The 24,653-nt window shown below is 70.4% G+C and carries 21 protein-coding genes; 4 read left to right on the top strand and 17 right to left on the bottom strand.

Annotated features, from left to right (window positions below):
• Positions 1 to 144 precede the first annotated feature (144 nt).
• Positions 145 to 1,407, bottom strand: a complete 1,263-nt coding sequence (gene hisS / locus ACFYRY_RS35690) for a histidine--tRNA ligase (RefSeq protein WP_356778545.1) — start codon at positions 1,405 to 1,407, stop codon at positions 145 to 147.
• A 13-nt stretch (positions 1,408 to 1,420) separates the two neighbouring features.
• On the bottom strand, positions 1,421 to 2,137 hold the full coding sequence (locus tag ACFYRY_RS35685; protein ID WP_389155350.1) for an MBL fold metallo-hydrolase: 717 nt from the start codon (positions 2,135 to 2,137) through the stop codon (positions 1,421 to 1,423).
• 179 nt (positions 2,138 to 2,316) lie between these two features.
• Between ACFYRY_RS35685 and ACFYRY_RS35680 the strand changes: the two genes are divergently transcribed.
• On the top strand, positions 2,317 to 3,141 hold the full coding sequence (locus ACFYRY_RS35680) for a peptidylprolyl isomerase (protein ID WP_389155347.1): 825 nt from the start codon (positions 2,317 to 2,319) through the stop codon (positions 3,139 to 3,141).
• Between the two features lie 135 nt (positions 3,142 to 3,276).
• The gene (locus ACFYRY_RS35675; protein ID WP_389155344.1) at positions 3,277 to 4,506 is read left to right on the top strand and encodes a DUF349 domain-containing protein; all 1,230 of its coding nucleotides are present in this window, start codon (positions 3,277 to 3,279) and stop codon (positions 4,504 to 4,506) included.
• Between the two features lie 85 nt (positions 4,507 to 4,591).
• On the opposite strand, the gene ACFYRY_RS35670 is transcribed toward ACFYRY_RS35675, so the two are convergent.
• The 15 genes from ACFYRY_RS35670 to pgsA form a co-directional block, all read right to left on the bottom strand.
• On the bottom strand, positions 4,592 to 7,135 hold the full coding sequence (locus tag ACFYRY_RS35670; protein ID WP_389155342.1) for a RelA/SpoT family protein: 2,544 nt from the start codon (positions 7,133 to 7,135) through the stop codon (positions 4,592 to 4,594).
• Positions 7,136 to 7,339: 204 nt separating this feature from the next.
• A complete protein-coding gene (locus ACFYRY_RS35665; protein WP_356776635.1) occupies positions 7,340 to 7,879 on the bottom strand; it encodes an adenine phosphoribosyltransferase in 540 nt (179 codons plus the stop codon).
• On the bottom strand, positions 7,876 to 9,000 hold the full coding sequence (secF, locus tag ACFYRY_RS35660) for a protein translocase subunit SecF (protein ID WP_389155339.1): 1,125 nt from the start codon (positions 8,998 to 9,000) through the stop codon (positions 7,876 to 7,878). Before secF ends, ACFYRY_RS35665 begins: the two co-directional genes overlap by 4 nt.
• Position 9,001: 1 nt before the next feature.
• Positions 9,002 to 10,789, bottom strand: a complete 1,788-nt coding sequence (gene secD / locus ACFYRY_RS35655) for a protein translocase subunit SecD (protein ID WP_389155336.1) — start codon at positions 10,787 to 10,789, stop codon at positions 9,002 to 9,004.
• 129 nt (positions 10,790 to 10,918) lie between these two features.
• The gene (yajC, locus tag ACFYRY_RS35650) at positions 10,919 to 11,458 is read right to left on the bottom strand and encodes a preprotein translocase subunit YajC (protein ID WP_389155333.1); all 540 of its coding nucleotides are present in this window, start codon (positions 11,456 to 11,458) and stop codon (positions 10,919 to 10,921) included.
• 174 nt (positions 11,459 to 11,632) lie between these two features.
• The gene (ruvB, locus tag ACFYRY_RS35645) at positions 11,633 to 12,703 is read right to left on the bottom strand and encodes a Holliday junction branch migration DNA helicase RuvB (protein ID WP_389155330.1); all 1,071 of its coding nucleotides are present in this window, start codon (positions 12,701 to 12,703) and stop codon (positions 11,633 to 11,635) included.
• 32 nt (positions 12,704 to 12,735) lie between these two features.
• Complete coding sequence (ruvA, locus tag ACFYRY_RS35640) at positions 12,736 to 13,341, bottom strand: Holliday junction branch migration protein RuvA (protein ID WP_389155328.1); 606 nt, start codon at positions 13,339 to 13,341, stop codon at positions 12,736 to 12,738.
• Positions 13,338 to 13,904 carry a crossover junction endodeoxyribonuclease RuvC gene (ruvC, locus tag ACFYRY_RS35635; protein ID WP_389155325.1) on the bottom strand — a complete coding sequence of 189 codons (567 nt, stop codon included), beginning with the start codon at positions 13,902 to 13,904 and terminating at the stop codon, positions 13,338 to 13,340. The genes ruvA and ruvC overlap by 4 nt, the downstream gene beginning before the upstream one ends.
• Before the next feature lie 199 nt (positions 13,905 to 14,103).
• Positions 14,104 to 14,856: a YebC/PmpR family DNA-binding transcriptional regulator gene (locus ACFYRY_RS35630; protein ID WP_389155322.1), complete on the bottom strand. Its 753-nt coding sequence runs from the start codon at positions 14,854 to 14,856 to the stop codon at positions 14,104 to 14,106.
• 48 nt (positions 14,857 to 14,904) lie between these two features.
• Positions 14,905 to 15,513 carry a pyridoxal 5'-phosphate synthase glutaminase subunit PdxT gene (gene pdxT / locus ACFYRY_RS35625; RefSeq protein ID WP_389155319.1) on the bottom strand — a complete coding sequence of 203 codons (609 nt, stop codon included), beginning with the start codon at positions 15,511 to 15,513 and terminating at the stop codon, positions 14,905 to 14,907.
• Positions 15,514 to 15,519: 6 nt separating this feature from the next.
• On the bottom strand, positions 15,520 to 16,431 hold the full coding sequence (gene pdxS / locus ACFYRY_RS35620; protein WP_356776617.1) for a pyridoxal 5'-phosphate synthase lyase subunit PdxS: 912 nt from the start codon (positions 16,429 to 16,431) through the stop codon (positions 15,520 to 15,522).
• Between the two features lie 124 nt (positions 16,432 to 16,555).
• Positions 16,556 to 17,098: a hypothetical protein gene (locus tag ACFYRY_RS35615; RefSeq protein WP_389155316.1), complete on the bottom strand. Its 543-nt coding sequence runs from the start codon at positions 17,096 to 17,098 to the stop codon at positions 16,556 to 16,558.
• A 207-nt stretch (positions 17,099 to 17,305) separates the two neighbouring features.
• Complete coding sequence (locus tag ACFYRY_RS35610; protein ID WP_389155314.1) at positions 17,306 to 18,475, bottom strand: glycosyltransferase family 4 protein; 1,170 nt, start codon at positions 18,473 to 18,475, stop codon at positions 17,306 to 17,308.
• The gene (locus ACFYRY_RS35605) at positions 18,472 to 19,473 is read right to left on the bottom strand and encodes a phosphatidylinositol mannoside acyltransferase (RefSeq protein ID WP_389155312.1); all 1,002 of its coding nucleotides are present in this window, start codon (positions 19,471 to 19,473) and stop codon (positions 18,472 to 18,474) included. The genes ACFYRY_RS35610 and ACFYRY_RS35605 overlap by 4 nt, the downstream gene beginning before the upstream one ends.
• Entirely contained in the window at positions 19,470 to 20,216 is a 747-nt protein-coding gene (gene pgsA / locus ACFYRY_RS35600) for a phosphatidylinositol phosphate synthase (RefSeq protein ID WP_389155309.1), read from the bottom strand. The genes ACFYRY_RS35605 and pgsA overlap by 4 nt, the downstream gene beginning before the upstream one ends.
• Positions 20,217 to 20,590: 374 nt before the next feature.
• Here pgsA and ACFYRY_RS35595 point away from each other — a divergent pair, with 374 nt between their 5' ends.
• Positions 20,591 to 22,789 carry an elongation factor G-like protein EF-G2 gene (locus ACFYRY_RS35595; RefSeq protein ID WP_389155611.1) on the top strand — a complete coding sequence of 733 codons (2,199 nt, stop codon included), beginning with the start codon at positions 20,591 to 20,593 and terminating at the stop codon, positions 22,787 to 22,789.
• Positions 22,790 to 22,987: 198 nt separating this feature from the next.
• Positions 22,988 to 24,646, top strand: a complete 1,659-nt coding sequence (locus ACFYRY_RS35590) for a hypothetical protein (protein ID WP_389155306.1) — start codon at positions 22,988 to 22,990, stop codon at positions 24,644 to 24,646.
• The last annotated feature ends 7 nt before the right edge of the window (positions 24,647 to 24,653 follow it).

Genomic DNA, 24,653 nt, shown 5'->3' with positions numbered 1-24,653 from the left:
TAGGCTGATCCCAGCCCGTCCGGCGTTTGAGGACGAGGCCCCTTCAGGGTCGACAGCGGGGGTCTGGGGGCGCAGCCCCCAGGGACGGGACGGGACGGGTAGGGGCGGCGGGGGCGAAAGACACCCCCGCGCACCCCACCCGCCTCAGCCCAGCCTCGACTCCAGTTCCGCCACGATCTCGTTCACGCCGATCGCCGTCTGCTCGCCGGACTCCATGTCCTTGAGCTGGACGACGCCCTCGGCGAGGTCGCGTTCGCCCGCGACGACCGTGTAGCGGGCCCCGCTGCGGTTGGCGTTCTTCATCGCGCCCTTGAGTCCCTTGGCCCCGTAGGAGAAGTCCGCCGCGACGCCCACCTTGCGCAGCTCGGTGACCTTCGCGAACAGCACCCGACGGGCCTCCTCGCCCAGCGGTACCGCGAACACGCTGGTCGTGGAGGGGAGTTCGAGCTCGACGCCCTCCGCCTCCAGGGCGAGGACCGTACGGTCGACGCCCAGCGCCCAGCCGACGGACGGCAGCGCGGGGCCGCCGATCATCTCGGACAGACCGTCGTACCGGCCGCCGCCGCCCACCGCCGACTGCGAGCCCAGACCGTCGTGGACGAACTCGAACGTCGTACGGGTGTAGTAGTCCAGGCCGCGCACCAGCTTCGGGTCGTCCTCGAAGACGACGCCCGCCGCCGTGATCAGCTCACGGACCTCCTCGTGGTACGCCTTGCAGGCGTCGCAGAGGTAGTCACGCAGCAGCGGGGCGTCGGTCAGCTGCTTCTGGACGTCGGGGCGCTTGTCGTCCAGCACCCGCAGCGGGTTGATGTCCGCGCGGCGGAGCGTGTCCTCGTCCAGGTCCAGTCCGCGCAGGAAGGTCTGCAGCGCCTCCCGGTACACCGGCCGGCACTCCTTGTCGCCCAGGGAGTTCAGCAGGATGCGGAAGTTCCTGAGGCCCAGCGAGCGGTACGCCTGGTCGGCCAGGATGATCAGCTCGGCGTCCAGCGCCGGGTCCTCGGCGCCGATCGCCTCCGCGCCCACCTGGGAGAAGTGGCGGTAACGGCCCTTCTGGGGGCGCTCGTAGCGGTAGTACGAGCCGGAGTACCAGAGCTTGACCGGGAGGTTGCCCGCCTTGTGCAGGTTGGCCTCCAGCGCGGCGCGCAGCACGGACGCGGTGCCCTCGGGGCGCAGGGCGAGCCGGTCGCCGCCCTTGGTCTCGAAGGCGTACATCTCCTTCGTGACGATGTCGGTCGACTCACCGACACCGCGGGCGAAGAGCTCCACGTTCTCGAAGCCCGGCGTCTCGATGTAGCCGTAGCCGGAGTTGCGCAGCGGCGCGGCGATGGCCTCGCGGACGGCCAGGTACGTCGCGGAGTCCGGCGGAATCAGGTCGTACGTGCCCTTGGGGGCCTTGAAGGTGCTCACGGAAGGTCTCTCGTCACATTCCTCGTCGGGGAGCGTCCACATCCGCGCCGCGGTCTCGGCCTGCGGCGGCTTGCCGCAGATACGGGTTGGTGGCGCGCTCCTGACCGATGGTCGTCTGGGGGCCGTGGCCGGACAGCACCACGGTCGAGTCGTCGAGCGGCAGGCACACGCGGGCCAGCGAGTCGACCATCTCGGCCATGTCACCGCCGGGTAGGTCGGTGCGTCCGATGGAGCCGGCGAAGAGCAGGTCGCCCGAGAAGAAGACCGGCGGGATGTCCGCCGCCTCGGGCAGCTCGAAGGTCACCGACCCCTTGGTATGGCCCGGCGCGTGCGCGACGGACAGCTCCAGACCCGCCAGCTCCAGCCTCGCGCCGTCGGCGAACTCGTGGACGTCGTCCGGCTCCCCCACGGTCAGCTCGCCCATCAGCGGCATCCCGATGGAGCGCCCGAGCGCCTTCTCGGGGTCGCTCATCATGAACCGGTCCTCGGGGTGGATCCAGGCCGGCACGTCGTGCGCGCCGCACACCGGGACGACCGAGGCCACATGGTCGATGTGGCCGTGGGTGAGGACGACGGCGACGGGCTTGAGGCGATGCTTCTTCAGCGTTTCCTCGACGCCTTGGGCGGCCTGGTGGCCGGGGTCGATGATCACGCACTCCTCACCGGCGGCGGGGGCGACGAGATAACAGTTCGTCCCCCAGGCCCCGGCGGGGAACCCGGCAATGAGCACGATCGTCCTTCGTTGTGTCGATTCGGGTGGGCATCAGGACGGTTACGCCTGTGGTCAGAGCCTACCGGCGCTGCCGATTCCTCAGCGAACCCATATACGGTACGGGGCACACGCAGGCGGTCGGCTCACACGACGCACGCGCCCCAGTCGACGTACGAGACGCATGAGGAGAGAACCCGGTGGTCACCCAGGAACAGCGGAAGCGTCAGCTCGCCCGGGAGAAGTTCTTGCGGCAGCAGCAGCGGCGCACGGCCGCCCGGCGCAAGGCGCGCATGCGCAACTCGGTGCTCGCGTCCGTGCTCGGCGTGGTCCTGGTGGGCAGCCTGGCCCTGTACACGTCCGGGGTCCTCAAGGAGGACGACAAGTCGAGCGCGAGCTCCGACACGACGCCGAGCGCGGCGCCCAGCAAGGCGCCGGACCCGTGTGACAAGCCCGCGGCCGGCAAGGCGAAGAAGGCGAGCTGGAAGAAGGAGCCGGCGGTCACCATCGACAAGTCGGCCCCGTACACGATGAAGCTCGCGACGACGTGCGGCGAGATAGACCTCGCGCTGAAGGCGTCGGCGGCGCCGCACACCGTGAACTCGTTCGCCTTCCTCGCGGACAAGGGCTTCTTCGACCACACCAAGTGCCACCGGCTGACCACCCAGGGCATCTACGTGCTGCAGTGCGGCGACCCGACGGGCACCGGCAGCGGCGGTCCCGGTTACACGATCCCGGACGAGAACCTGAAGGACAAAAGCCTCAAGAACGACATCTACCCGGCGGGCACGGTCGCGATGGCGAACACCGGGCAGCCGCACTCCGGCGGCAGCCAGTTCTTCCTCGTCTACCAGGACAGCAAGCTCCCGCCGAGCTACACACCGTTCGGTACCGTGTCCGCATCCGGCATGAAGGTCCTCAAGAAGATCGCCGCCGCGGGAGCGCAGCCCGCGGACCCCACGACGCAGAACACGGCACCCAACGCGACGGTCGTGATCAACAAGGCAACTGTCACCAAATCCTGACCTTCAGCTGCGAAATTTCGGTCGCGCGGGATGCGGACAGGCAACCCGCCGGTCGCCTATGTTGGCCGTGACGAAACTGTGGACGATGCCCGGGGGTGCTGAGGCCCCCCGCAGGCATCATGTGGAGGAGGCGCTGTGAGCAGCGACCCGTGGGGCCGCGTCGACGAGACGGGGACCGTGTACGTGCGTACGGCCGACGGCGAGCAGGTCGTCGGTTCCTGGCAGGCAGGCTCCCCCGAGGAAGCACTGGCCTACTTCGAGCGCAAGTACGAAGGCCTGGTTGTCGAGATCGGCCTCCTCGAGAAGCGAGTGAAGACCACCGACCTGTCGGCGAAGGACGCGCAGGCCGCCATCGATCACATCCGTGAGCAGGTCGACGCGCATCACGCGGTCGGCGACCTGGGCGCCCTGCGGGTCCGTCTTGACAAGCTCGTGGAGACCGTCGAGAAGCGCCGCGAGGAGCGCAAGCAGCAGCGCGCCAAACAGTCGGACGAGGCCCGGCACTCCAAGGAGGCGCTGGTCGCCGAGGCCGAGGAGCTCGCGCAGTCCGACCAGTGGCGGGCGGCGGGTGAGCGGCTGCGGTCCCTGGTGGACACCTGGAAGGGGCTGCCGCGCCTGGACCGCAAGTCGGACGACGAACTGTGGCACCGCTTCTCGCACGCCCGCTCGGCGTTCTCCAAGCGCCGCAAGGCCCACTTCGCGTCGCTGGACGCGCAGCGCGAGGAGGCCCGCAAGACCAAGGAACGCCTGGTCGCGGAGGCCGAGTCGCTGTCCGGCTCGACGGACTGGGGCCCCACGGCGGCCCGCTACCGCGACCTGATGTCCGAGTGGAAGGCGGCCGGCCGCGCCCAGCGCGAGCACGAGGACGACCTGTGGAACCGCTTCCGTGGTGCCCAGGACGTCTTCTTCGCCGCCCGCAGCTCGGTCTTCGCGGAGCGGGACGCCGAGCAGTCGGAGAACCTGAAACTGAAGGAGGAGCTCGCCGAGGAGGCCGAGAAGCTCCTGCCGATCGGGGAGCTGAAGGCCGCCCGGGCCACGTTCCGCTCGATCAACGAGCGCTGGGAGGCCATCGGCCATGTGCCGCGGGACGCCCGGCCGAAGGTCGAGGGCCGGATGCACGCCGTCGAGCGGGCCATTCAGGAGGCCGAGGAGACGGAGTGGCGCCGGACGAACCCGGAGGCACGCGCGCGTGCCGAGGGTCTGACAGGCCAGCTCCAGGCGGCTGTGGACAAGCTGACGGGCCAGATCGAGCAGGCGCGCGCCCAGGGCAACAACGCCAGGGCCGACAAGCTCCAGCGTGAGCTGGAGGGCCGCCAGGCACTTCTGGACCAGGCGCTGAAGGGCCTGCACGAGTTCGGCGGCTGACGTCCCGGACCCACGAGGGATCACAGAAGGGGCTCCCGTACTTCGGTACGGGAGCCCCTTCTCGTAGCCCTGCGGGACGCGTCCGCTACGACCGGCTGCGCGCCGATGTCACCCGGTAGACGTCGTACACGCCCTCGACGCCCCTGACCGCCTTCAGGACGTGCCCGAGGTGCTTGGGGTCGCCCATCTCGAAGGTGAAGCGGGAGGTGGCGACGCGGTCGCGGGAGGTCTGCACGGCCGCGGAGAGGATGTTGACGTGCTGGTCGGACAGGACGCGGGTGACGTCGGACAGGAGCCGGGAGCGGTCCAGGGCCTCGACCTGGATGGCGACCAGGAAGACCGAGGACTGGGTGGGCGCCCACTCCACGTCGAGGATCCGCTCGGGCTCGCGGGACAGTGACTCCACGTTCACACAGTCGTTGCGGTGAACCGATACGCCACTACCCCGGGTGACGAAGCCGATGATCGGGTCGCCGGGCACCGGCGTACAACAGCGGGCGAGCTTGACCCACACGTCGTCGACGCCCTTGACCACCACGCCCGGGTCGTTGTTGCTGCGCCGCTTGCGACCGCGGCCGCGGGACGGCGGGACCGACTCGTCGATCTCCTCGGTGGCCGCCTCCTCGCCGCCGAGCGCCTGGACGAGCTTCTGCACGACGTTCTGCGCGGAGACGTGTCCCTCACCGATCGCCGCGTACAGCGCGGAGATGTCCGGGTAGCGCATCTCGTGGGCGAGCGTCACCAGGGAGTCGCCGGTCAGGATCCGCTGGATCGGCAGGTTCTGCTTGCGCATCGCGCGGACGATCGCGTCCTTGCCCTGCTCGATCGCCTCGTCGCGGCGCTCCTTGGAGAACCACGCCCGGATCTTGTTGCGGGCCCGCGGCGACTTCACGAAGTTCAGCCAGTCCCGGGACGGGCCCGCCCCGGCCGCCTTGGACGTGAAGACCTCCACCAGGTCGCCGTTGTCCAGGGTCGATTCCAGCGGTACGAGGCGTCCGTTGACGCGGGCTCCTATGGTGCGGTGGCCCACCTCGGTGTGTACCGCGTACGAGAAGTCCACCGGCGTGGCACCGGCCGGCAGCGCTATCACGTCGCCCTTGGGTGTGAAGACGAAGACCTCGTTGCGCGACAGGTCGAAGCGCAGGGACTCCAGGAACTCGCCGGGGTCCTCGGTCTCCTTCTGCCAGTCGAGGAGCTGGCGCAGCCACGCCATGTCGTTGAGGTGGTCGTCCTTGCCGGTGGTCCTCGGCTGGTCCGAGCGCACCTTGGAGGCGCCGGCGACGGCCTCCTGCTTGTACTTCCAGTGCGCGGCGATGCCGTACTCGGCGCGGCGGTGCATGTCGAACGTGCGGATCTGCAGTTCGACCGGCTTGCCGTTGGGGCCGATGACCGTCGTGTGCAGCGACTGGTACATGTTGAACTTGGGCATCGCGATGTAGTCCTTGAACCGGCCGGGGACCGGATTCCATCGCGCGTGCACGGTGCCGAGGGCCGCGTAACAGTCGCGGACCGTGTCGACCAGTACCCGAATACCCACCAGGTCGTAGATCTCCGCGAAGTCACGGCCGCGGACGATCATCTTCTGGTAGACGCTGTAGTAGTGCTTGGGTCGGCCGGTGACGGTCGCCTTGATGCGGGCGGAACGCAGGTCGGCCTGGACCTCGTCGGTCACGACGGCCAGGTACTCGTCACGCTTCGGTGCCCTCTCGGCCACCAGCCGTACGATCTCGTCGTACATCTTGGGGTAGAGGATCGCGAAGGCGAGGTCCTCCAGTTCCCACTTGATGGTGTTCATGCCCAGGCGATGAGCGAGCGGCGCGTAGATCTCCAGCGTCTCGCGCGCCTTCTTCTCCTGCTTCTCGCGCTTGAGGTAGCGCATGGTGCGCATGTTGTGCAGGCGGTCGGCGAGCTTGATGACCAGGACGCGCGGGTCCTTCGCCATGGCGACGACCATCTTGCGCACGGTCTCGGCCTGCGCGGCCTCGCCGAACTTGACCTTGTCCAGCTTGGTGACGCCGTCGACGAGCAGGGCGACCGAGTCGCCGAAGTCGCGGCGGAGCTGGTCGAGGCCGTACTCGGTGTCCTCGACGGTGTCGTGCAGCAGGCCGGCCATGAGGGTGGCCGGATCCATCCCCAGCTCGGCGAGGATCGTGGTCACCGCGAGCGGGTGCGTGATGTACGGGTCGCCGCTCTTGCGCTTCTGGCCGCGGTGCCAGCGCTCCGCGACCTGATAGGCCTTCTCGATCTGGCGCAGCGTCGAGGTCTCGATCTTCGGGTCGTTGCTGCGCACTATCCGCAGCAATGGCTCCAGGACCGGGTTGTACGGGTTGGACCGCTGGACACCGAGACGGGCGAGGCGCGCGCGGACGCGGTTGGAGGAACCGGAGCGGGCGGGCTGGCCGGCGGCCTGGCGGACAGCGGGCGAGTTCACGGGGCGCTGGGAATCGGCCGGCTTGGGGCGCGGCTCCTCGGCAGGCTTCTCGACGGGCGCGGCCTGGGCGTGCTGGACCGGCCCGCGGCTGTCGTTCGTCGCCCCGGGCGCGTTCGTCCCGTGCGGGGCGGGCTTCGCCGCGGGCGCCGAGCCGGGCTCGGGCTTGGCGGCGATAAGGGGCTGGGCCTCGTCTGGCAAGAGGACTCCTCGTGCGCGATCCGGGTCCCCCGGTCAGGCTCCGGAGTGCCCATGGTAGCGATCCCGCGCCTCAGGATCGCCTTCAGGCCACTGTGAGGACCGTCTACCCGTGTAACGCGAGGGACGGGCGCCGGATTCCTCCGGGCCCGTCCCTACGATGTGCGGCGGGTGGCTGTGGGATGTCCACCCGGTGCCCGCGGTGCCTCACACCTTGAGCAGCGCCTCCAGCGAGGCGCCGGCCAGAGCGGGTTCCAGGCGGGCCCGGCCGCCCAGGAAGCCCAGCTCCATCAGGACGGCGAGGCCCGCGACCTCGGCGCCCGCGCGCCGGATGAGCTGGATCGACGCCTCGGCGGTGCCACCGGTGGCGAGGACGTCGTCGACCACCAGAACACGGTCGTCCGAGGAGAGGTCCTCCGCGTGCACCTCGATCTCGGCGGAGCCGTACTCCAGGTCGTACGCCTGGCTGAGGGTCGCTCCGGGGAGCTTGCCGGCCTTGCGGACGGGGACGAAGCCAAGACCGGAGCGGACGGCGACCGGGGCGCCCAGGATGAAGCCACGGGCCTCCAGACCGACGATCTTCGAGGCGCCGGTGTTCACAGCGATCTCGGCGAGGGCGTCGGTGAGCGCGGTGAACGCCGCCGGGTCCGCCAGGAGCGGGGTGATGTCCTTGAACATCACGCCCGGCTCCGGGTAGTCGGCCACGTCACGGATGCGGCTGAGCAGGAGCTCCTTGATGTCGGTCACCGGCGCTTCCCTGACGGACGGCCGCGGCCTCGGCTGCGGGACGCGGGCTGGTTACGGGGGCCGACCACCGCGTGAGCGGCGTCGCCGTCCTCCGGCTCGTCGGCGAGCGGCTCGTCGGTGCCCCGGGCGTCCGCCGGCTCGCCCTGCGCGACGGCCTGGGCGCGCTTGGCCAGGACACGCTTCTTGAGGGCCTTGATCTTCGGCTCGCGCTCCTTGAGGTCGGCGACGAGCGGCGTGGCGATGAAGATCGAGGAGTACGCACCGGCCGCGAGGCCGACGAACAGCGACAGCGAGATGTCGTTCAGCATGCCGGCGCCGAGGAAGCCGCCGCCGATGAACAGCAGGCCGCCCACCGGCAGCAGGGCCACCACCGTGGTGTTGATGGAGCGGACCAGGGTGCTGTTGATCGAGCGGTTGGCGATGTCGCTGTAGGTCCAGCGGGTCTGCTTGGTGATGTCCTTGGTCTGCTCCTTGAGACTGTCGAAGACGACGACCGTGTCGTAGAGCGAATAACCCAGGATCGTCAGCAGACCGATCACGGTGCCCGGCGTGACCTCGAAGCCGACGAGGGCGTAGATGCCGACGGTGATGGTGATGTCGTGGATCAGCGCGACGAACGCGGCGACCGCCATGCGCCATTCGAAGGCGATCGCCAGATAGATCACGACCAGGACCAGGAAGATGCCGAGGCCCTGCCAGGCCTTGTTGGCGATCTGTTCGCCCCAGCTGGGGCCGACCAGCTCAGCGGTGACGTCGTTCTCGGAGACGTTCATCTCGCGGGCCAGTTCCGACGAGACCTTGTCGGCCTTGTCGGTGTCGATGCCCGCGACCTGGATCCGCAGGCTGCCGTTGCCGAGCTTCTGGACGATGGCGTCGTGACCGGACGCCTCCTCCGCGAACGTCTCGGCCTGGGCGACCGAGACGGACGTGTGCTTCGGGGTGGTGAAGACGGCGCCGCCCTGGAACTCGATGCCCATGTTCAGGCCGCGCACCGCGAGGCCGACGATGGCCGTGATGGTGATCAGGATCGAGATGCCGTACCAGATCTTGCGGTTGCCGACGAAGTCGTAGCCGACCTCGCCGCGGTGCAGTCGGGCGCCGAGGTTGCCGAGCTTCGACATCTCACGCCTCCTTCGGGTCGACAGGGCCGGCGGTGGAAGAGGGACGGCGTGTGCGGCGCAGCGGTGGCTTGGCCCCCAGTGCCTTCGGGTCGAGGCCGGACCACTTGTGGCCGTTCGCGAAGAACTTCCTGCGGGCGAGGATCGTCATCAGCGGCTTGGTGAAGAGGAAGACGACCACCACGTCGAGGACGGTCGTCAGGCCGAGGGTGAAGGCGAAGCCCTGGACCTTGCCGACCGTGACGATGAACAGCACCGCTGCGGCGAGGAACGACACGAAGTCGGAGACCAGGATGGTGCGCCGGGCGCGCGGCCAGGCCCGCTCGACGGCGGGACGCAGCGTACGGCCCTCGCGGATCTCGTCACGGACACGTTCGAAGTACACGATGAACGAGTCCGCGGTGATGCCGATCGCGACGATGGCACCGCACACGGCCGGCAGGTTCAGCGCGAAGTTGATGGTCGGGCCGAGCAGCGCCATGATCACGTACGTCAGGATGGCGGAGACCAGCAGCGAGGGAATCGCGATGACCGACAGCCCGCGGTAGAAGATCAGCAGGTAGATGACGACCAGCGCGAGACCGATGGCGCCGGCGATCAGACCGGCGTGCAGCTGCTCGCCACCGAGCGCGGCGGTCACCGTGGTGACGCTGTCCTCCTTGAAGGTCAGCGGCAGCGCGCCGTACGACAGCATGTTGGCGAGGCTCTGGGCCGAGTCCTGGTTGAAGTTGCCGGAGATCTCCGCGTTACCGGAGGTCAGCGCCTGCTTGACGGACGGGTCGGAGACGACATCGCCGTCCAGGACGATCGCGAACTGGTTCTGCGGGGGCTGGTTCTGGGCCAGCTTGCCGGTGATGTTGCCGAACTTCTTGGCACCCTTGTCCGTGAAGTCCATGGTGACGGTCCAGCCGGCGCCGGTCGTCGTGTTCAGGACGGCCTGGGCCTTGTCCACGTCCGTGCCGTCGACCTCGGCGGGACCGAGGACGTACTTCTGCCACTGGCCCCCCGAGTTCTGGCCGCAGGCCACGACCGGGTCGGTGGGCCGGGTGCCCTTCCCGGCCTTGGCACGGGCCTTCTGGTTGGTGCAGTCGAGCGCGGCGTACTGCGCCTGGAGCTTGCTGGAGGCGTCGGAGGATCCGCCGCTCGCCGACGGGGACGCGCTCGGGGAACCCGAGGCGCTGCCCGACGGGGTGGCGTCGGCCTTCAGAGCGTCGGTGACGGCACGGCCCTGCGAGGTGGCGCTCCCGGACGGGGAGGCGGAGCTGCCGGCAGACGACGTGGCCGACTTGTCCGTGGCCTTGTCAGTTGCCTTGTCGGTGGCCTTGTCGCCGCCCGAGGCACCGCTGGACGCGCTCGGCGACGGGCTGGCCGTGCCGGCCGGGCCGGAGACCTCGGTCGTGATGACCGGCCGGAAGTAGAGCTTGGCGGTGGTGCCGACCTGATCCCGGGCTTCCTTGGAGTTCGTGCCCTTGGGGATGTTGACGATGATGTTCGAGTTGCCCTGGGTCTGAACCTCGGCCTCCGAGACACCAAGACCATTGACACGGCGGTTCATGATGTCGACCGCGGTGTCCATGTTGGTCTTGTTGATCGCGGATTCCTGGCCGGGCTCGGCTACCGCCCGCAGAGTGATGCTCGTTCCACCGGCGAGGTCGATGCCGAGCCGCGGGGTGGTGTTCCCGGACCAGAACATTCCTCCGGTGAGCGCCACGACGGCGATCAGGATCAGGGCCAGCGAGCGCCCTGGCCTGCTCTGGGCACTCGCGTTGCGGCCCCTCTTGGGTGCTGCCACCTTCTCGTACTCCCTCTCGGGCCACCTCGCGCCGGATCAGCGGGCGGGCGGCCATGGCATGGTGTCGGGATCCCGTGCGAGCCGCGCAGGTCCGGGCGTGCGAGGCGGTCCCGCGCGCCTCGGATGCGCCTACTTCGCCTCGGAGTCGCCGCCGGTCTTCTTCGGTTCCCCGTCCGTCTTCGCCTCGGCGGCCTCGGTCTCGGCCTTGGTGCCGGCCTCGGTCTCGGTGTCGGCCGGAGCGTCGACGGGCTCCGCGGCCGTGTCCTTCTTGCCGAGGTCGACGGACTTGTCGTCGGAGGCGGCGGCGTCGGCGGCGGACTCGTCGGACTCGGTGAGGGAGGAGGCGTCGTCCGGGACGACGTCGGGGTCGGACTTCAGGTCGTGCTCGATGCCGTGGACGATGCGGTTGTACTCGTCGTCGGTCAGCACGGCGCCGATCGAGTTCTTCGCGAAGAGGAGGTCGACGCCCGGACCGGCGTCGAGGAGGACCGTGTCCTCATTGACCTCCTTCACCGTTGCGTACATGCCCCCGATGGTGCGGACGCCGCTGCCGGGCTGCATATCGTTCCGCATGTTCGCGGCCGCCTGCTGCTTCTTCTTGGCGGAGCGGGTCATCAGGAACATGGCCCCGATGAGCACGATGAACGGGAGGAGGGTCACGAGACTCACGGGTCGGTACTTCCTTCACGCGACCGCGATGTGAGCGGCCTGATGGTTGGGGGTGTGTGCGCCGTCGACAAAGGCGGCATCGGCGGAGTCTAAGCGAGTCCGCGCGCAAGGAACAACGCTCAGCATGGCACCGGGGTTCCTGCTCAGGCCAATGTGCGCGCCGTGACCGCGCCGTCACGTCCCGAACAGGCCCTGTTGTCCGTTTCCTGTGCCTGCCTGGCGGGGCGGGGTGAGACCGAGATGCTCCCATGCGGCGGGGGTGGCGACCCTGCCGCGCGGGGTACGGGCGAGCAGTCCCTCCCGGACCAGGAAGGGTTCGGCGACCTCCTCCACGGTCTCGCGCTCCTCCCCCACCGCGACGGCCAGCGTGGACAGGCCGACGGGTCCGCCGCCGAACAGCTTGAGCAGGGCCTGCAGGACCGCGCGGTCGAGACGGTCGAGGCCGCGGACGTCGACCTCGTAGACCTTCAGCGCGGCCGCCGCGATGTCGCGGGTGATGATCCCGTCGGCCTTGACCTGGGCGTAGTCCCGGACCCGGCGCAGCAGCCGGTTGGCGATACGGGGGGTGCCGCGGGAGCGGCCGGCGATCTCGGCGGCGCCGTCGGCCCCGATCTCCAGGTCGAGCAGGCCCGCCGAGCGGTGGATGACGCGTTCCAGTTCGACGGGTTCGTAGAACTCCATGTGTGCGGTGAAGCCGAAGCGGTCGCGCAGCGGGGGCGGCAGCAGGCCCGCGCGCGTGGTGGCGCCGACCAGGGTGAAGGGCGGAAGTTCGAGGGGGATCGCGGTGGCGCCGGGGCCCTTGCCGACGATGACGTCGACGCGGAAGTCCTCCATCGCCATGTAGAGCATCTCCTCGGCGGGTCGGGACATGCGGTGGATCTCGTCGAGGAAGAGGACCTCGCCCTCCTGGAGGGAGGAGAGGATCGCGGCCAGGTCGCCGGCGTGCTGGATCGCCGGGCCCGAGGTGATGCGGATGGGGGCGCCCATCTCGGCCGCGATGATCATCGACAGGGTGGTCTTGCCGAGGCCGGGGGCGCCGGAGAGAAGCACGTGGTCGGCGGTGGCACCGCGCGCGCGGGCGGCGCGCAGGACGAGGTCGAGCTGCTCGCGGACCTTCTCCTGGCCGATGAACTCGTCCAGGTCCTTGGGGCGCAGGGCGGCCTCGACTGCCTGGTCCTCCCGGTCGGCGACAGACCCCACCAGCCGCTCGGCGGCGGTCTCATCGGTCGTGTCGTCCCAGTTCATGTGTCCCTCGGTCTCGTACGGGCGCGGGTGGTTCAGCGAGCTCGGTTCAGCGTCTGCAGGGCGGCCCGCAGCAGCTGTCCGACCTGGGGTGTGCCCTCGGCGGCCTCGGCCTGGGGCGCCACCGCGGAAACGGCCTCGTCGGCCTCGCGGGTCGCGTAGCCGAGGCCGATGAGAGCGGCGTGCAGCTGGTCCCGCCAACCGGTGGTGACCGCCGTACCGACGGCGGGAGCGCCGAGGGGTTCGCCGAGGCGGTCCTTGAGCTCCAGCAGGAGCTTCTGGGCCCCCTTCTTGCCGATGCCGGGGACGGCGGTCAGTGACTTCTCGTCACCGGTCGCGACGGCCCGGCGCAGGGCGTCCGGCGCGTGCACGGCGAGCATCGCCTGGGCGAGCCTCGGTCCCACCCCGCTCGCGGTCTGCAGCAGTTCGAAGGTCTGGCGCTCGTCGTCGTCCGCGAAGCCGTACAGGGTCAGCGAGTCCTCCCGTACGACGAGGGAGGTGGCGAGCTTGGCCGGCTGGCCGAGCCGGAGCGTGGACAGCGTGTTCGGCGTGCACTGGACCGCCATGCCGACACCGCCCACCTCGACCACGGCCGCGTCGGGTGCGAGCGCGGCGACCGTGCCGCTGACGAAGGCGATCATGACGTGCGGCCTTTCGAGGGGAGCGGGGACCTGCGGGCGGCCGGTGCTCTGGTGGCGTGCAGGGCGGCGGCCTGCTGGAGTCGGTTCTGGGCGGGGGCCCGCCAGATGTGGCAGATCGCGAGCGCGAGGGCGTCCGCGGCGTCGGCCGGTTTGGGTGGTGCGTCGAGCCGCAGCAGACGCGTGACCATCGCGCCGACCTGCGCCTTGTCGGCGCGCCCGCTGCCGGTGACGGCGGCCTTGACCTCGCTGGGCGTGTGCAGGGCGACGGGGATCCCGCGGCGGGCGGCGCACAGCATGGCGACGGCGCTGGCCTGGGCGGTGCCCATCACGGTGCGGACGTTGTGCTGACTGAACACCCGCTCCACGGCGACGAATTCGGGCCGGTGCTCGTCCAGCCAGCGCTCGATGCCCTGCTCGACGGCGACGAGCCGCTGCCCCAACTCGGCGTCGGCCGGGGTCCGTACGACTCCGACGCCGAGCATGGTCAGTGGTCGTCCGGCAACGCCCTCCACCACACCGACACCACATCGGGTCAGCCCCGGGTCAACCCCCAGTACGCGCACCCGCCCCTCCCCTCTTTGCGGCCGAACCGCCGCCGCTCTCGCGGACCTGGCTGAGCACCGTCGGGGTTCCTCAATGGATGGTCGCGGTCCGCGGGCGGTGATCACTGACTCCCGCCAGGCTATCCCTTGCCACCGACAACGACGGCGGGCCGGTGGGGTGACCCACCAGCCCGCTGATCTCGCACCGCCCGCGACAGGGCTACGCGTCGACCTTCTCCATGACCTCGTCGCTGACGTCGAAGTTGGCGAACACGTTCTGCACGTCGTCGCTGTCCTCGAGCGCGTCGATCAGCTTGAAGATCTTCTTGGCGCCCTCCTCGTCCAGCTCGACCTGCATGGTCGGGACGAAGTTGGCGTCGGCGGAGTCGTAGTCGATCCTGGCGTCCTGGAGGGCGGTGCGGACCGCGACCAGGTCGGTGGCCTCGCTGAGCACCTCGAAGGACTCACCGAGGTCGTTGACCTCCTCGGCGCCCGCGTCCAGGACGGCGGTGAGGACGTCGTCCTCGGTCAGCTCGCCCTTGGGGACGATGACGACGCCCTTGCGGTTGAAGAGGTACGACACCGAGCCCGGGTCGGCCATGGAGCCGCCGTTGCGGGTCATGGCGACACGCACATCGGAGGCGGCGCGGTTGCGGTTGTCGGTGAGGCACTCGATGAGCACGGCGACGCCGTTCGGCCCGTAGCCCTCGTACATGATGGTCTCGTAGTCGGCGCCGCCGGCCTCGAGGCCACCGCCACGCTTGATGGCGGAGTCGATGTTCTTGTTCGGAACGGACGACTTCTTCGCCTTCTGCACGGCGTCGTACAGCGTCGGGTTGCCTTCGAGGTCAACACCGCCCATGCGCGCCGCGACCTCGATGTTCTTGATCAGCTTCGCGAAGAGCTTGCCGCGCTTGGCGTCGATCACGGCCTTCTTGTGCTTCGTCGTGGCCCATTTAGAGTGGCCGGACATCTGCCTGTCTCCTTCGCGTAACCCATCCAGATACGAACGCCAGAGATCCTACAAGGACTCCGCTGCCCGGTTGGCGCGCACCATGTCGACGAACAGGGAGTGCACACGGTGGTCGCCGGTCAGTTCCGGGTGGAACGACGTGGCCAGCGCGTTGCCCTGGCGGACCGCGACGATGTGGCCGCCGTGCTCGGCGAGCACCTCCGCCTCGGCGCCGACGGACTCCACCCAGGGGGCCCGGATGAAGACGCCCTCCACAGGATGCCCCGCGATTCCCCGGACGTCGACAGCCGCCTCGAAGGACTCGTTCTGACGTCCGAAGGCGTTGCGGCGGACGATCATGTCGATGCCGCCGATCGTCTCCTGGCCCGAGCGTGGGTCGAGGATCTTGTCGGCGAGCATGATCATGCCGGCGCAGGTGCCGTAGACGGGCAGGCCGGCCCGTACGCGGGCGCGCAGCGGCTCCAGGACGCCGAACAGGGCGGCCAGCTTGGAGATGGTGGTGGACTCACCGCCGGGGATGACCAGGCCGTCCACCTCGGCGATCTCCTCGGGGCGCCGCACCGGCCGGGCCACGGCGTCCGCCGCGGCCAGGGCGATGAGGTGCTCCCGCACATCGCCCTGGAGTGCCAGGACGCCTATGACAGGTGCGTGGGTCATGAGTGGTTACCAGCCGCGGTTGGCGTAGCGCTCGGACTCGGGGAGCGTGTCGCAGTTGATGCCGACCATGGCCTCGCCGAGGTTGCGGGACGCGTCGGCGATGATCTTCGGGTCGTCGTAGAACGTGGTCGCCTTGACGATGGCGGCGGCACGCTTGGCCGGGTCGCCGGACTTGAAGATGCCGGAGCCGACGAAGACGCCCTCGGCGCCGAGCTGGCGCATCAGCGCGGCGTCGGCCGGGGTGGCGACGCCACCGGCGGAGAACAGCACCACCGGGAGCTTGCCGAGCTGGGCGACCTCCTTGACGAGCTCGTACGGGGCGCGCAGGTCCTTGGCGGCGGCGTACAGCTCGTTGTTGTCGTAGCCGCGCAGCCGGGCGATCTCGTTCTTGATCTGGCGCAGGTGGCGGACGGCCTCGACGACGTTGCCGGTGCCGGCCTCGCCCTTGGAGCGGATCATCGCGGCGCCCTCGGCGATGCGGCGCAGGGCCTCGCCCAGGTTGGTGGCACCACAGACGAAGGGGGTGGTGAACGCGAACTTGTCGGAGTGGTTGACCTCGTCGGCCGGGGTGAGGACCTCGGACTCGTCGATGTAGTCGACGCCGAGGGACTGCAGGACCTGGGCCTCGACGAAGTGGCCGATGCGGGACTTGGCCATGACCGGGATGGAGACGGCCTCGATGATCCCCTCGATCATGTCCGGGTCGGACATCCGGGCGACGCCGCCGTCCTTGCGGATGTCGGCGGGGACCCGCTCCAGGGCCATGACGGCGACGGCGCCCGCGTCCTCGGCGATCTTCGCCTGCTCCGGGGTGACGACGTCCATGATGACGCCGCCCTTGAGCTGCTCGGCCATGCCGCGCTTCACGCGCGCGGTGCCGGTCTCGGGAGCCTGGTTGTCGGAAAGCGTGGTGGACACGGGTGACCTCACTCGGTGAAAGAGGATTTCTGCAGCACCGAGGAAACGTGAGCGGACCAGGCCACAGCAAGGGCCAATGGGAAGGCGGTGGATCGTTTTCCGGCCGGGGGGTGGGCCGCGGTGGCTAGGAAGGGCGGTCGGCCAGCGCCGCGGGCGACTCGTCGTCCATCTCGAACGCCATCGGGAACGGCGCGTGTCCCGCCAGCCGGAACCAGCGCACCTTGCGGTGTCGTCGCAGGGCCCGGGCCGCGCGTACGGCGTCGTTGTGGAAGCGCCGGGCCATCGGCACCCGGCGCACCGCCTCGGTGAGTTCCCGGGCGGCCGCCTCTCCGCCCGGCGCCTCGCGCACCGCCTCCACCTGCGGTGTCTCGGCGAACACGGCCCGCAGCGCCTGACTGAGTTCGCTCTCGGCGACCTCCCGCTGTTCCTCCTCGGCCTGCCGGGCGGCGTGCGCCGCCTCGTACAGGACGATCGACGCGGCCGGATCGAGCACTCCGGAGGTGGCCAGCTCCTGGGTCACCGAGGCGCGGCGCAGCAACTGGGCGTCGAGCGCGGCACGTGCCGCGTCGATCCTGGCGTGCAGGCGGTCGAGACGGCCCGCGGTCCAGCTCAGATAGAGCCCGACGGCGAACAGGGCTACCGCGATCCAGATGAGTGTCGACGTCACGGGCCGCAAGGCTACCCGTGCCGGGCGACACCTCGCGCGGAGCCGGGACCTTGGTCAACAGGGCGGGCGACGCGCACCGCCCCGCAGGCGGCCCACACGGCACGCCCCGGGGCCCGGCACACCGACCGAGCGCGGGCCGCGCGCCGTCCCCGCGCCAGCCCGTACCGCCCCGCCTCAGCCGCCCCTCAGCCCCGCCTCGCCCGCCCCTCAGTCCCGCGCCAGTCCGAGCCGCGCCCGCAGGCCCGGGCCCCGTTCGTCGTCCTCCGCGGCGACCGCGGCAGCCCCGGCCGTCACCGTCTCGTACACGGAGAGGATGTCCGCGCCCACCGTCGACCAGTCGAAGCGGCGCACGTGCGCACTCCCCCGCTCGCGCAGCTCGGTCCGGCGTTCCGGGTCGCCCAGGAGTCGTACGGCGGCCTCGGCGAGCGCGTCCGCGTCCTCGTTGGCGAACAGTTCGCCCGCCGCGCCCTGGTCCAGCACCTGGGCGAAGGCGTCCAGGTCCGAGGCCAGCACCGGGGCGCCCGCCGACATCGCCTCGACCAGGATGATGCCGAAGCTCTCGCCGCCGGTGTTGGGAGCGACGTACACGTCGACGCTGCGCAGGAAACGGGCCTTGTCCTCGTCGCTGACCATGCCGAGGAACTCCACGCGTGAGCGCAGTTCGAGGGGCAGCGACCTGACCGCCTCCTCCTCGTCACCGCGCCCGGCGACCAGCAGCCGGGTCCCCGGGCGCTCGGCGAGGATCCGCGGCAGCGCCTTCATCAGGACCGGCAGGCCCTTGCGGGGCTCGTCGATGCGGCCCATGAAACCGAGCGTGTCGCCCTGCCATTCGGCCCTGGGCTCGGCCCGGGCGAAGTAGTCGACGTCGACACCGTTGGGGATCACCACCGCGTCGCCGCCGAGATGCTCGACCAGCGTGCGCCGGGCGTACTCGCTCACCGCGATCCGGGCGCTGATCTTCTCCAGCGCGGCCTGCAGGATCGAGTACGCGGCGATCATCGCCCGGGAGCGGGGGTTGGAGGTGTGGAAGGTCGCGACGATCGGGCCCTGCGCGGCCCAGCAGGCCAGCAGGCCGAGTGAGGGCGAGGTGGGCTCGTGGATGTGGATGACGTCGAACCGGCCGTCGTGAAGCCAGCGCCGCACCCGGGCCGCCGACAGGAAACCGAAGTTCAGCCGGGCCACCGAGCCGTTGTACGGCACCGGCACCGCGCGCCCGGCCGAGACGACGTACGGCGGCAGCGGGGTGTCGTCGTCGGCCGGGGCGAGGACGGACACCTCGTGGCCGAGACGGATGAAGTACTCGGCGAGATCGCGGATGTGGAACTGGACGCCCCCGGGCACGTCCCAGGAGTACGGGCAGACGATGCCGATTCTCACGGGGTCCCCTTCTCGGGAGCCGAGGGGCCGGCCGCGGCATCCGCGCCGGAACCGGCGACCGGATCCTCGGACGGACCGGTCGGGCGCCCGGCAAAGGGTTCCCTCGCGGGGTCGAGATCAGCGAGCCACAGCCGCTGGAGCATGTGCCAGTCCTCCGGATGGTCGGCGATCCCGCCGGCGAACACGTCAGCCAGCGCCTGTGCCATGACAGACGTCTTCTTGGCCCGGGTACCTGTCCCGGGTACCTCGATCGGGGGATGCACCCGGCCCCGCATGACCGGAGAGTCGTCGTACCAGAGCGTCACCGGCAGCAGCAGCGCGCCCGTCTGCTGGGCGAGCAGCGCCGGGCCCGCCGGGATGCGGGTGGTCTCGCCGAAGAACTCGACCTCGACGCCGGAGGACGAGAGGTCCCGCTCGGCGACCAGGCAGACCAGGCCGCCGTCCCGCAGCCGCCGGGCCAGCATGCCGAAGGCGGTGCCGCCGCTGTGCGGCAGGACCTCCATGCCGAGGCCCTCGCGATAGGCGACGAAACGGTCGTACAGCGTCTCCGGCTTGAGCCGTTCGGCCACGGTGGTGAAGGGGGTGTTGAGCTTGGTGGTGACCCAGGCGCCGGCGAGGTCCCAGTTGGCCATGTGCGGCAGCGCGAGGATGACGCCCCGTCCGGAGGCGAGTCCGTCGGTGAGGTGGTGCAGGTCCTGGGGGTCGAAGCCGCTCTTGACGCGTTCGGCGCTCCAGGCGGGCAGCCGGAAGGACTCCATCCAGTAGCGCAGGTAGGAGCGCATGCCGGCGCGGGAGAGTTCGGCCAGGCGCTCGGGGCTCGCGTCGGGCACCACCCGTGCGTAGTTGCTCTCCAGGCGCAGCACGCCCTTGCCCCGCCGCTTCCAGACCAGGTCGGCGATGGTCCGGCCCAGACGCACGGCGACCGGCTCGGGGAGTTTCTTGACCACTCCCCAGCCGAGGCCGTACAGCGCGTCGGTGACCCGCTCCTGCGCGCTCACTTCGCCGCCTCGCTCCCCTGCGTCCGCGTCCCCCGGTTCTCCTGCGCCCCCGGCTTCTCGCGCGTCCCGGGTGTCCCCTGCGCGCCCTGCGCCCCCTGCTCATTGCCCGCCGCCTCCTCCGCCTCGGCGGACTCCCTGCGGACCGTGACGACCCGCTGGATCAGCGTGACCAGGCTGCCGACGGCCACGATCCACAGGGCGACGGGCAGCAGGTACTGGATGCCCGGCACGCCGAACGCGTGCAGACCCGCGAGACCGGCTGCGACCAGGGAGATCACCAGCCGCTCGGCCCGCTCGACGAGCCCGTTCACGGCGACCGGCAGGCCGATGGACTCGCCCCGTGCCTTGGTGTACGAGACCACCTGGCCGCTCGCCAGACAGAAGATCGAGACCGCGCACAGGACGTTGTCGTCGCCGCCCCCGGCGTACCAGAGCGCGAAGCCGCCGAAGATCGCGCTGTCCGCGACCCGGTCCAGCGTGGAGTCCAGGAAGGCGCCCCAGCGGCTGGAGCGGCCGAGCTGGCGGGCCATGTTTCCGTCGACGAGGTCCGAGAACACGAAGAGCGTGATCACGATCGTGCCCCAGAAGAGCTCACCCCTGGGATAGAAGACCAGCGCACCCGCGACCACCCCGGCCGTGCCGAGAAGGGTGACCGTGTCGGGGCTGACGCCCCGCCGGATGAGAAACGCGGCGAACGGTGTGAGGACACGCGTGAAGAATGCACGCGCGTACTTGTTCAGCATGGCCTTCCCGACGGTCGTGTGGCCGAGCGGCCCCTGCTGGCCCCCGGCTGGCCCATCGTAGCCACGCGCGCGCACGAGTGACGGGCGGGCACTGTCGGTCCCGTGTCACCCGGGGCGGCGGCGGGGCCCGGTGGGATCGCACCGCCCCGTCCCGGGCGGCCCGGTTCGCCACGACTGCCCGCCCGCTTCCGCTCCGCACGCCCCCGCGCGATCGGTCCGCCGTATGGACGCACCGTGACGGGAGTGGAAAGCTCGAAGGACACCGCGGGCGTCGCCGGAGCCGCCACCGCTGGGGGTGCCCCCGGACGGAGTCTGGGGGAGGATCCCGCGTGTCCGCGCCCACAGTGACCTCACCGTGCACGGGAGGCAAGGCCATGGGCGACAAGGCGAACGCACACCCCGGAGCCGCCGGCAGGGCGACAGCGGCCGACCAACCCGCGTCCGTACGGAATGTGGTGCTGGTCGGCCACTCCGGTTCGGGCAAGACGACATTGGTGGAGGCTCTCGCGCTGACAGCGGGAGCGGTGAACCGGGCGGGCCGTGTGGAGGACGGCGGCACCGTCTCCGACTACGACGAGATCGAGCACCGGCAGCAGCGCTCGGTGCAGCTCTCCCTGGTACCCGTCGAATGGGGCGGATACAAGATCAACCTCCTCGACACACCCGGGTACGCCGACTTCGTCGGAGAACTCAGGGCCGGTCTGCGAGCGGCGGACGCGGCCCTTTTCGTGGTCTCCGCCTCGGACGGGGTGGACGGCTCCACCCGCATGGTGTGGGACGAGTGCGCGGCCGTCGGCATGCCGCGGGCGATCGTGGTCACGCATCTGGAGTCGGCCCGGGCGGACTTCGAGGAGATGACACGGATCTGCGCGGAGGCCTTTGGCGGCGACGACCCCGACGCCGTACTGCCGCTGTACCTGCCGCTGCGCGGCCCGCAGACACCGGACGGGCACGCGCCGGTGACCGGGCTGATCGGGCTGCTGTCCCAGAAGCTGTTCGACTACGCGTCCGGGGAGCGCACGGCGTCCGAGCCGGTCGAAGGGCAGCTGCCGCTGATCGAGGAGGCCCGCAACCGGCTGATCGAGGGGATCATCTCGGAGAGCGAGGACGAGACCCTCATGGACCGCTACCTCGGCGGCGAGCAGGTCGAGGTCGCGACGCTGATCGAGGACCTGGAGCGGGCCGTCGCACGCGGCGTGTTCTTCCCGGTCCTGGCCGCCGCCCCCGCGGCCGAGGGCGCCCGGACGGGCCTCGGCACCGTCGAACTCCTGGAACTGATCACCGGTGGCTTCCCGACGCCGCTGGAGCGGAAGGCCCCCCGGGTCACCACGGTGGACGGCGAGCCGCGGGAGCTGAAGCTGTGCGATCCGGACGGGCCCCTGGTCGCGGAGGTCGTGAAGACCTCGTCCGACCCCTACGTCGGCCGGGTCTCGCTGGTGCGGGTCTTCTCGGGCACGCTGCGTCCGGACGAGACGGTCCATGTCTCCGGGCACGGACTCGCCGACCGCGGCCACGAGGACCACGACGTCGACGAGCGGATCGGCGCGCTGTCCGCGCCGTTCGGGAAACAGCAGCGGGCGCTGGCCCACTGCATCGCGGGCGATCTCGCGTGCGTGGCGAAGCTGAGCCGCGCGGAGACCGGGGACACCCTCTCCGCCAAGGACGATCCGCTGCTCATGGAGCCCTGGGAGATGCCGGACCCGCTGCTGCCGCTCGCCATCCAGGCGCACAGCAAGGCGGACGAGGACAAGCTCTCACAGGGCCTGTCCCGGCTGGTCGCCGAGGACCCGACCATGCGGCTGGAACACAACCAGGACACCCACCAGGTGGTGCTGTGGTGCCTGGGAGAGGCGCACGCCGACGTCGCGCTGGAGCGGCTGCGCACCCGCTACGGCGTCCAGGTCGACGTCGTCCCGCACAAGGTCTCGCTGCGGGAGACGTTCGCGGACCGGTCGGCGGGGCGCGGCCGGCATGTGAAGCAGTCCGGCGGGCACGGGCAGTTCGCGATCTGCGAGATCGAGGTGGAGCCGCTGCCGGGCGGCTCCGGCATCGAGTTCGTGGACAAGGTGGTCGGCGGGGCGGTGCCGCGCCAGTTCATCCCCTCCGTGGAGAAGGGCATCAGGGCGCAGGCCGCCAAGGGAGTCGCGGCGTCCCACCCGCTCATCGACGTCCGGGTCACCCTGCTGGACGGCAAGGCGCACTCCGTGGACTCCTCCGACGCCGCGTTCCAGACGGCGGGCGCGCTGGCCCTGCGGGAGGCCGCGGCCGACGCGAAGATCCATCTGCTGGAACCGGTCGCCGAGGTGAGCGTGCTGGTCGGCGACGGCTATGTGGGCGCGGTGATGAGTGACCTGTCGGGGCGGCGCGGCCGGGTGCTGGGCACGGAACAGACCAGCGGTGGACGGACCTTGGTCAGGGCCGAGGTGCCGGAGATCGAGATCGGCCGGTACGCGGTCGACCTGCGCTCCCTGTCCCACGGCACGGCCCGGTTCAGCCGTACGTACGCGCGGCACGAGCCGATGCCCGCGCAGATCGCCGAAAGGATCCGTGAGGAGGTGGGCAGCGCCTCCTAGTCGGCGCGGGGCCGTGCCTTTTATGGAAGGTTCCCCTCCGTGTAGGCGGGCGGCTTCGGCCGTCCGCTGACGGATATGGGCCCTTGCCCACCGAATGTCGGCACCTGCGGATACGCTGATGACCTGATCAACAGGTGTGCGGAGCACGGAAGTCGGGAAGGCCGCAGGTGCAGGGAGCGGCGGCGATCGGGGGCGGGAATGACCGTTGACGGCGGTTACGCGGACATCTTCGGTCCGCAGGTGCCGCGCACGGGCGACGGAGGCCAGACATCGACGTTCGCGTTGGCGTCGGCGGCCTATCGGGACAGTCCGGTGGAGGAGATACTCAAGGCCAACAACGAGTGGCACGCGTCGGCCGTCAGCGGCGGCCGCAAGTGGGCGAAGATCCTGCGCCCCAACCTGGGCGAGGCGTTCTCCACCGCCGTGGTCGCCCGCATGCTCGGCGCGGGCCGCAAGCCGCTCATCCAGTCCTTCGGCGCCGAGCCGCAGGTCGTGGTGGAGCACTGCCTCGCGGCGAACAACATCCGCCGGGACCGGGACAACCTGCTCACCATCGTCATGGTGCTGTGCGGGCTGCTGTTCCTGCCCGGGCTGTTGGTCTGGCTGCTGGTCTTCCAGATCCGTACCACCATCGCGAAACAGGAGGGCAGGGCCGGCGCCCTGGCCACCGCGCTGCTCGTGGCGGTGGGCGCCCTCGCCGTGCTCTTCCTGGTCAAGATGCCGTTCACGGGCTTCTGGGCCTGGTACGCACGCGCGGCGGTGGTCCTGCCGGTGGTCGGCTGGTTCTGGGCCAAGCAGATCTGCGAGCGCACGGCGAAGGACCTGCGGGGGCGCTGGGACAGCCTGCTGGCGGGCAGCAGCGTCGGGGCGAAGGTGCCGGAGGCGGTACCGACCGGCCCGCGTGAGACCGCCGCCGAGCAACTGCGCCAGTCCCTCGCCCACTTGAGCGCCGAGCAGCAGTCCAACTCCGTCTTCTACGCCGGTCCCAAGGGCATACTCGGCATGGGCACCCGGTGGGGCAGCTGGCAGCTCGCCGAGGACCTGGTGGCCGCCGATCCCACCCGCGAGATCCACCCCTTCCGCAGCTGGGACGTCATACGCTCGATCCATGACCAGCTGCGGATGCTGGAGCGCGGCCCGCTGAACACCGGCGGTTTCCCCAAGCCGTCGATACGGCACTGGGTCGTCACCCCCATCGCGGAGAACGCGAAGGAGGTGTCCCGGCCCGGGGGCACGGACGTGGAGGCGTACCAGGTCAAGTCGCACGCCATCCAGGACATCTGCAACAAGCAGCAGTTCGGCGCGGGCGACCGGCACTACCTGGGCGTGCAGTGGACGCTGTGGGAAGGGCAGCTGGTCATCACCATGCTGATCACGGTGACGGTGCTGCACGAGACCCTGCGCATCGAGGTGACCGGGCACGCGCTGGGGCCGGTGCACGGGCTGTTCACCTCGAAGCCGGCCGCCAAGGAGAAGGAAGTCCAGAAGTCGGTGAGGTTCTGGGAGACCCGGAAGGTGCAGCTTCCGCTGGTCGACGCGGACGAGGTGGTCCGGCTGGCGGCCCGGGCACCGCTGACCTGGTATCCGCCGCTGCTCAACTGGCTCGGCGGCAGCCTGGCCCTGCCCGAGCCCTTCGGACTGCGGCACGCCTGGGCGGACAAGCCGTGGCGGCACCGCTTCATGGCGGACGACGCGCTGCGGGCGGCGACGCCGGTGCTGAGGGTGGTGCACTCGGCGGCGATCCGGGTCCTGACCGAGAACGGCGTCAACACCGAGAAGTTCGGTACGCGGTCGGCGTTCCTCAGTACGGCGGTCCAGGACGCGGCACCGCGCACCGCGGACCTGTACGACGCCTAGGCATACA

Origin of the sequence: Streptomyces sp. NPDC005263 (genome assembly GCF_042872365.1) — a bacterium.
GTDB lineage: Bacteria > Actinomycetota > Actinomycetes > Streptomycetales > Streptomycetaceae > Streptomyces.
Note: the sequence above shows the minus strand (reverse complement) of the source record. Positions and strands in the feature narration are given on the sequence as shown.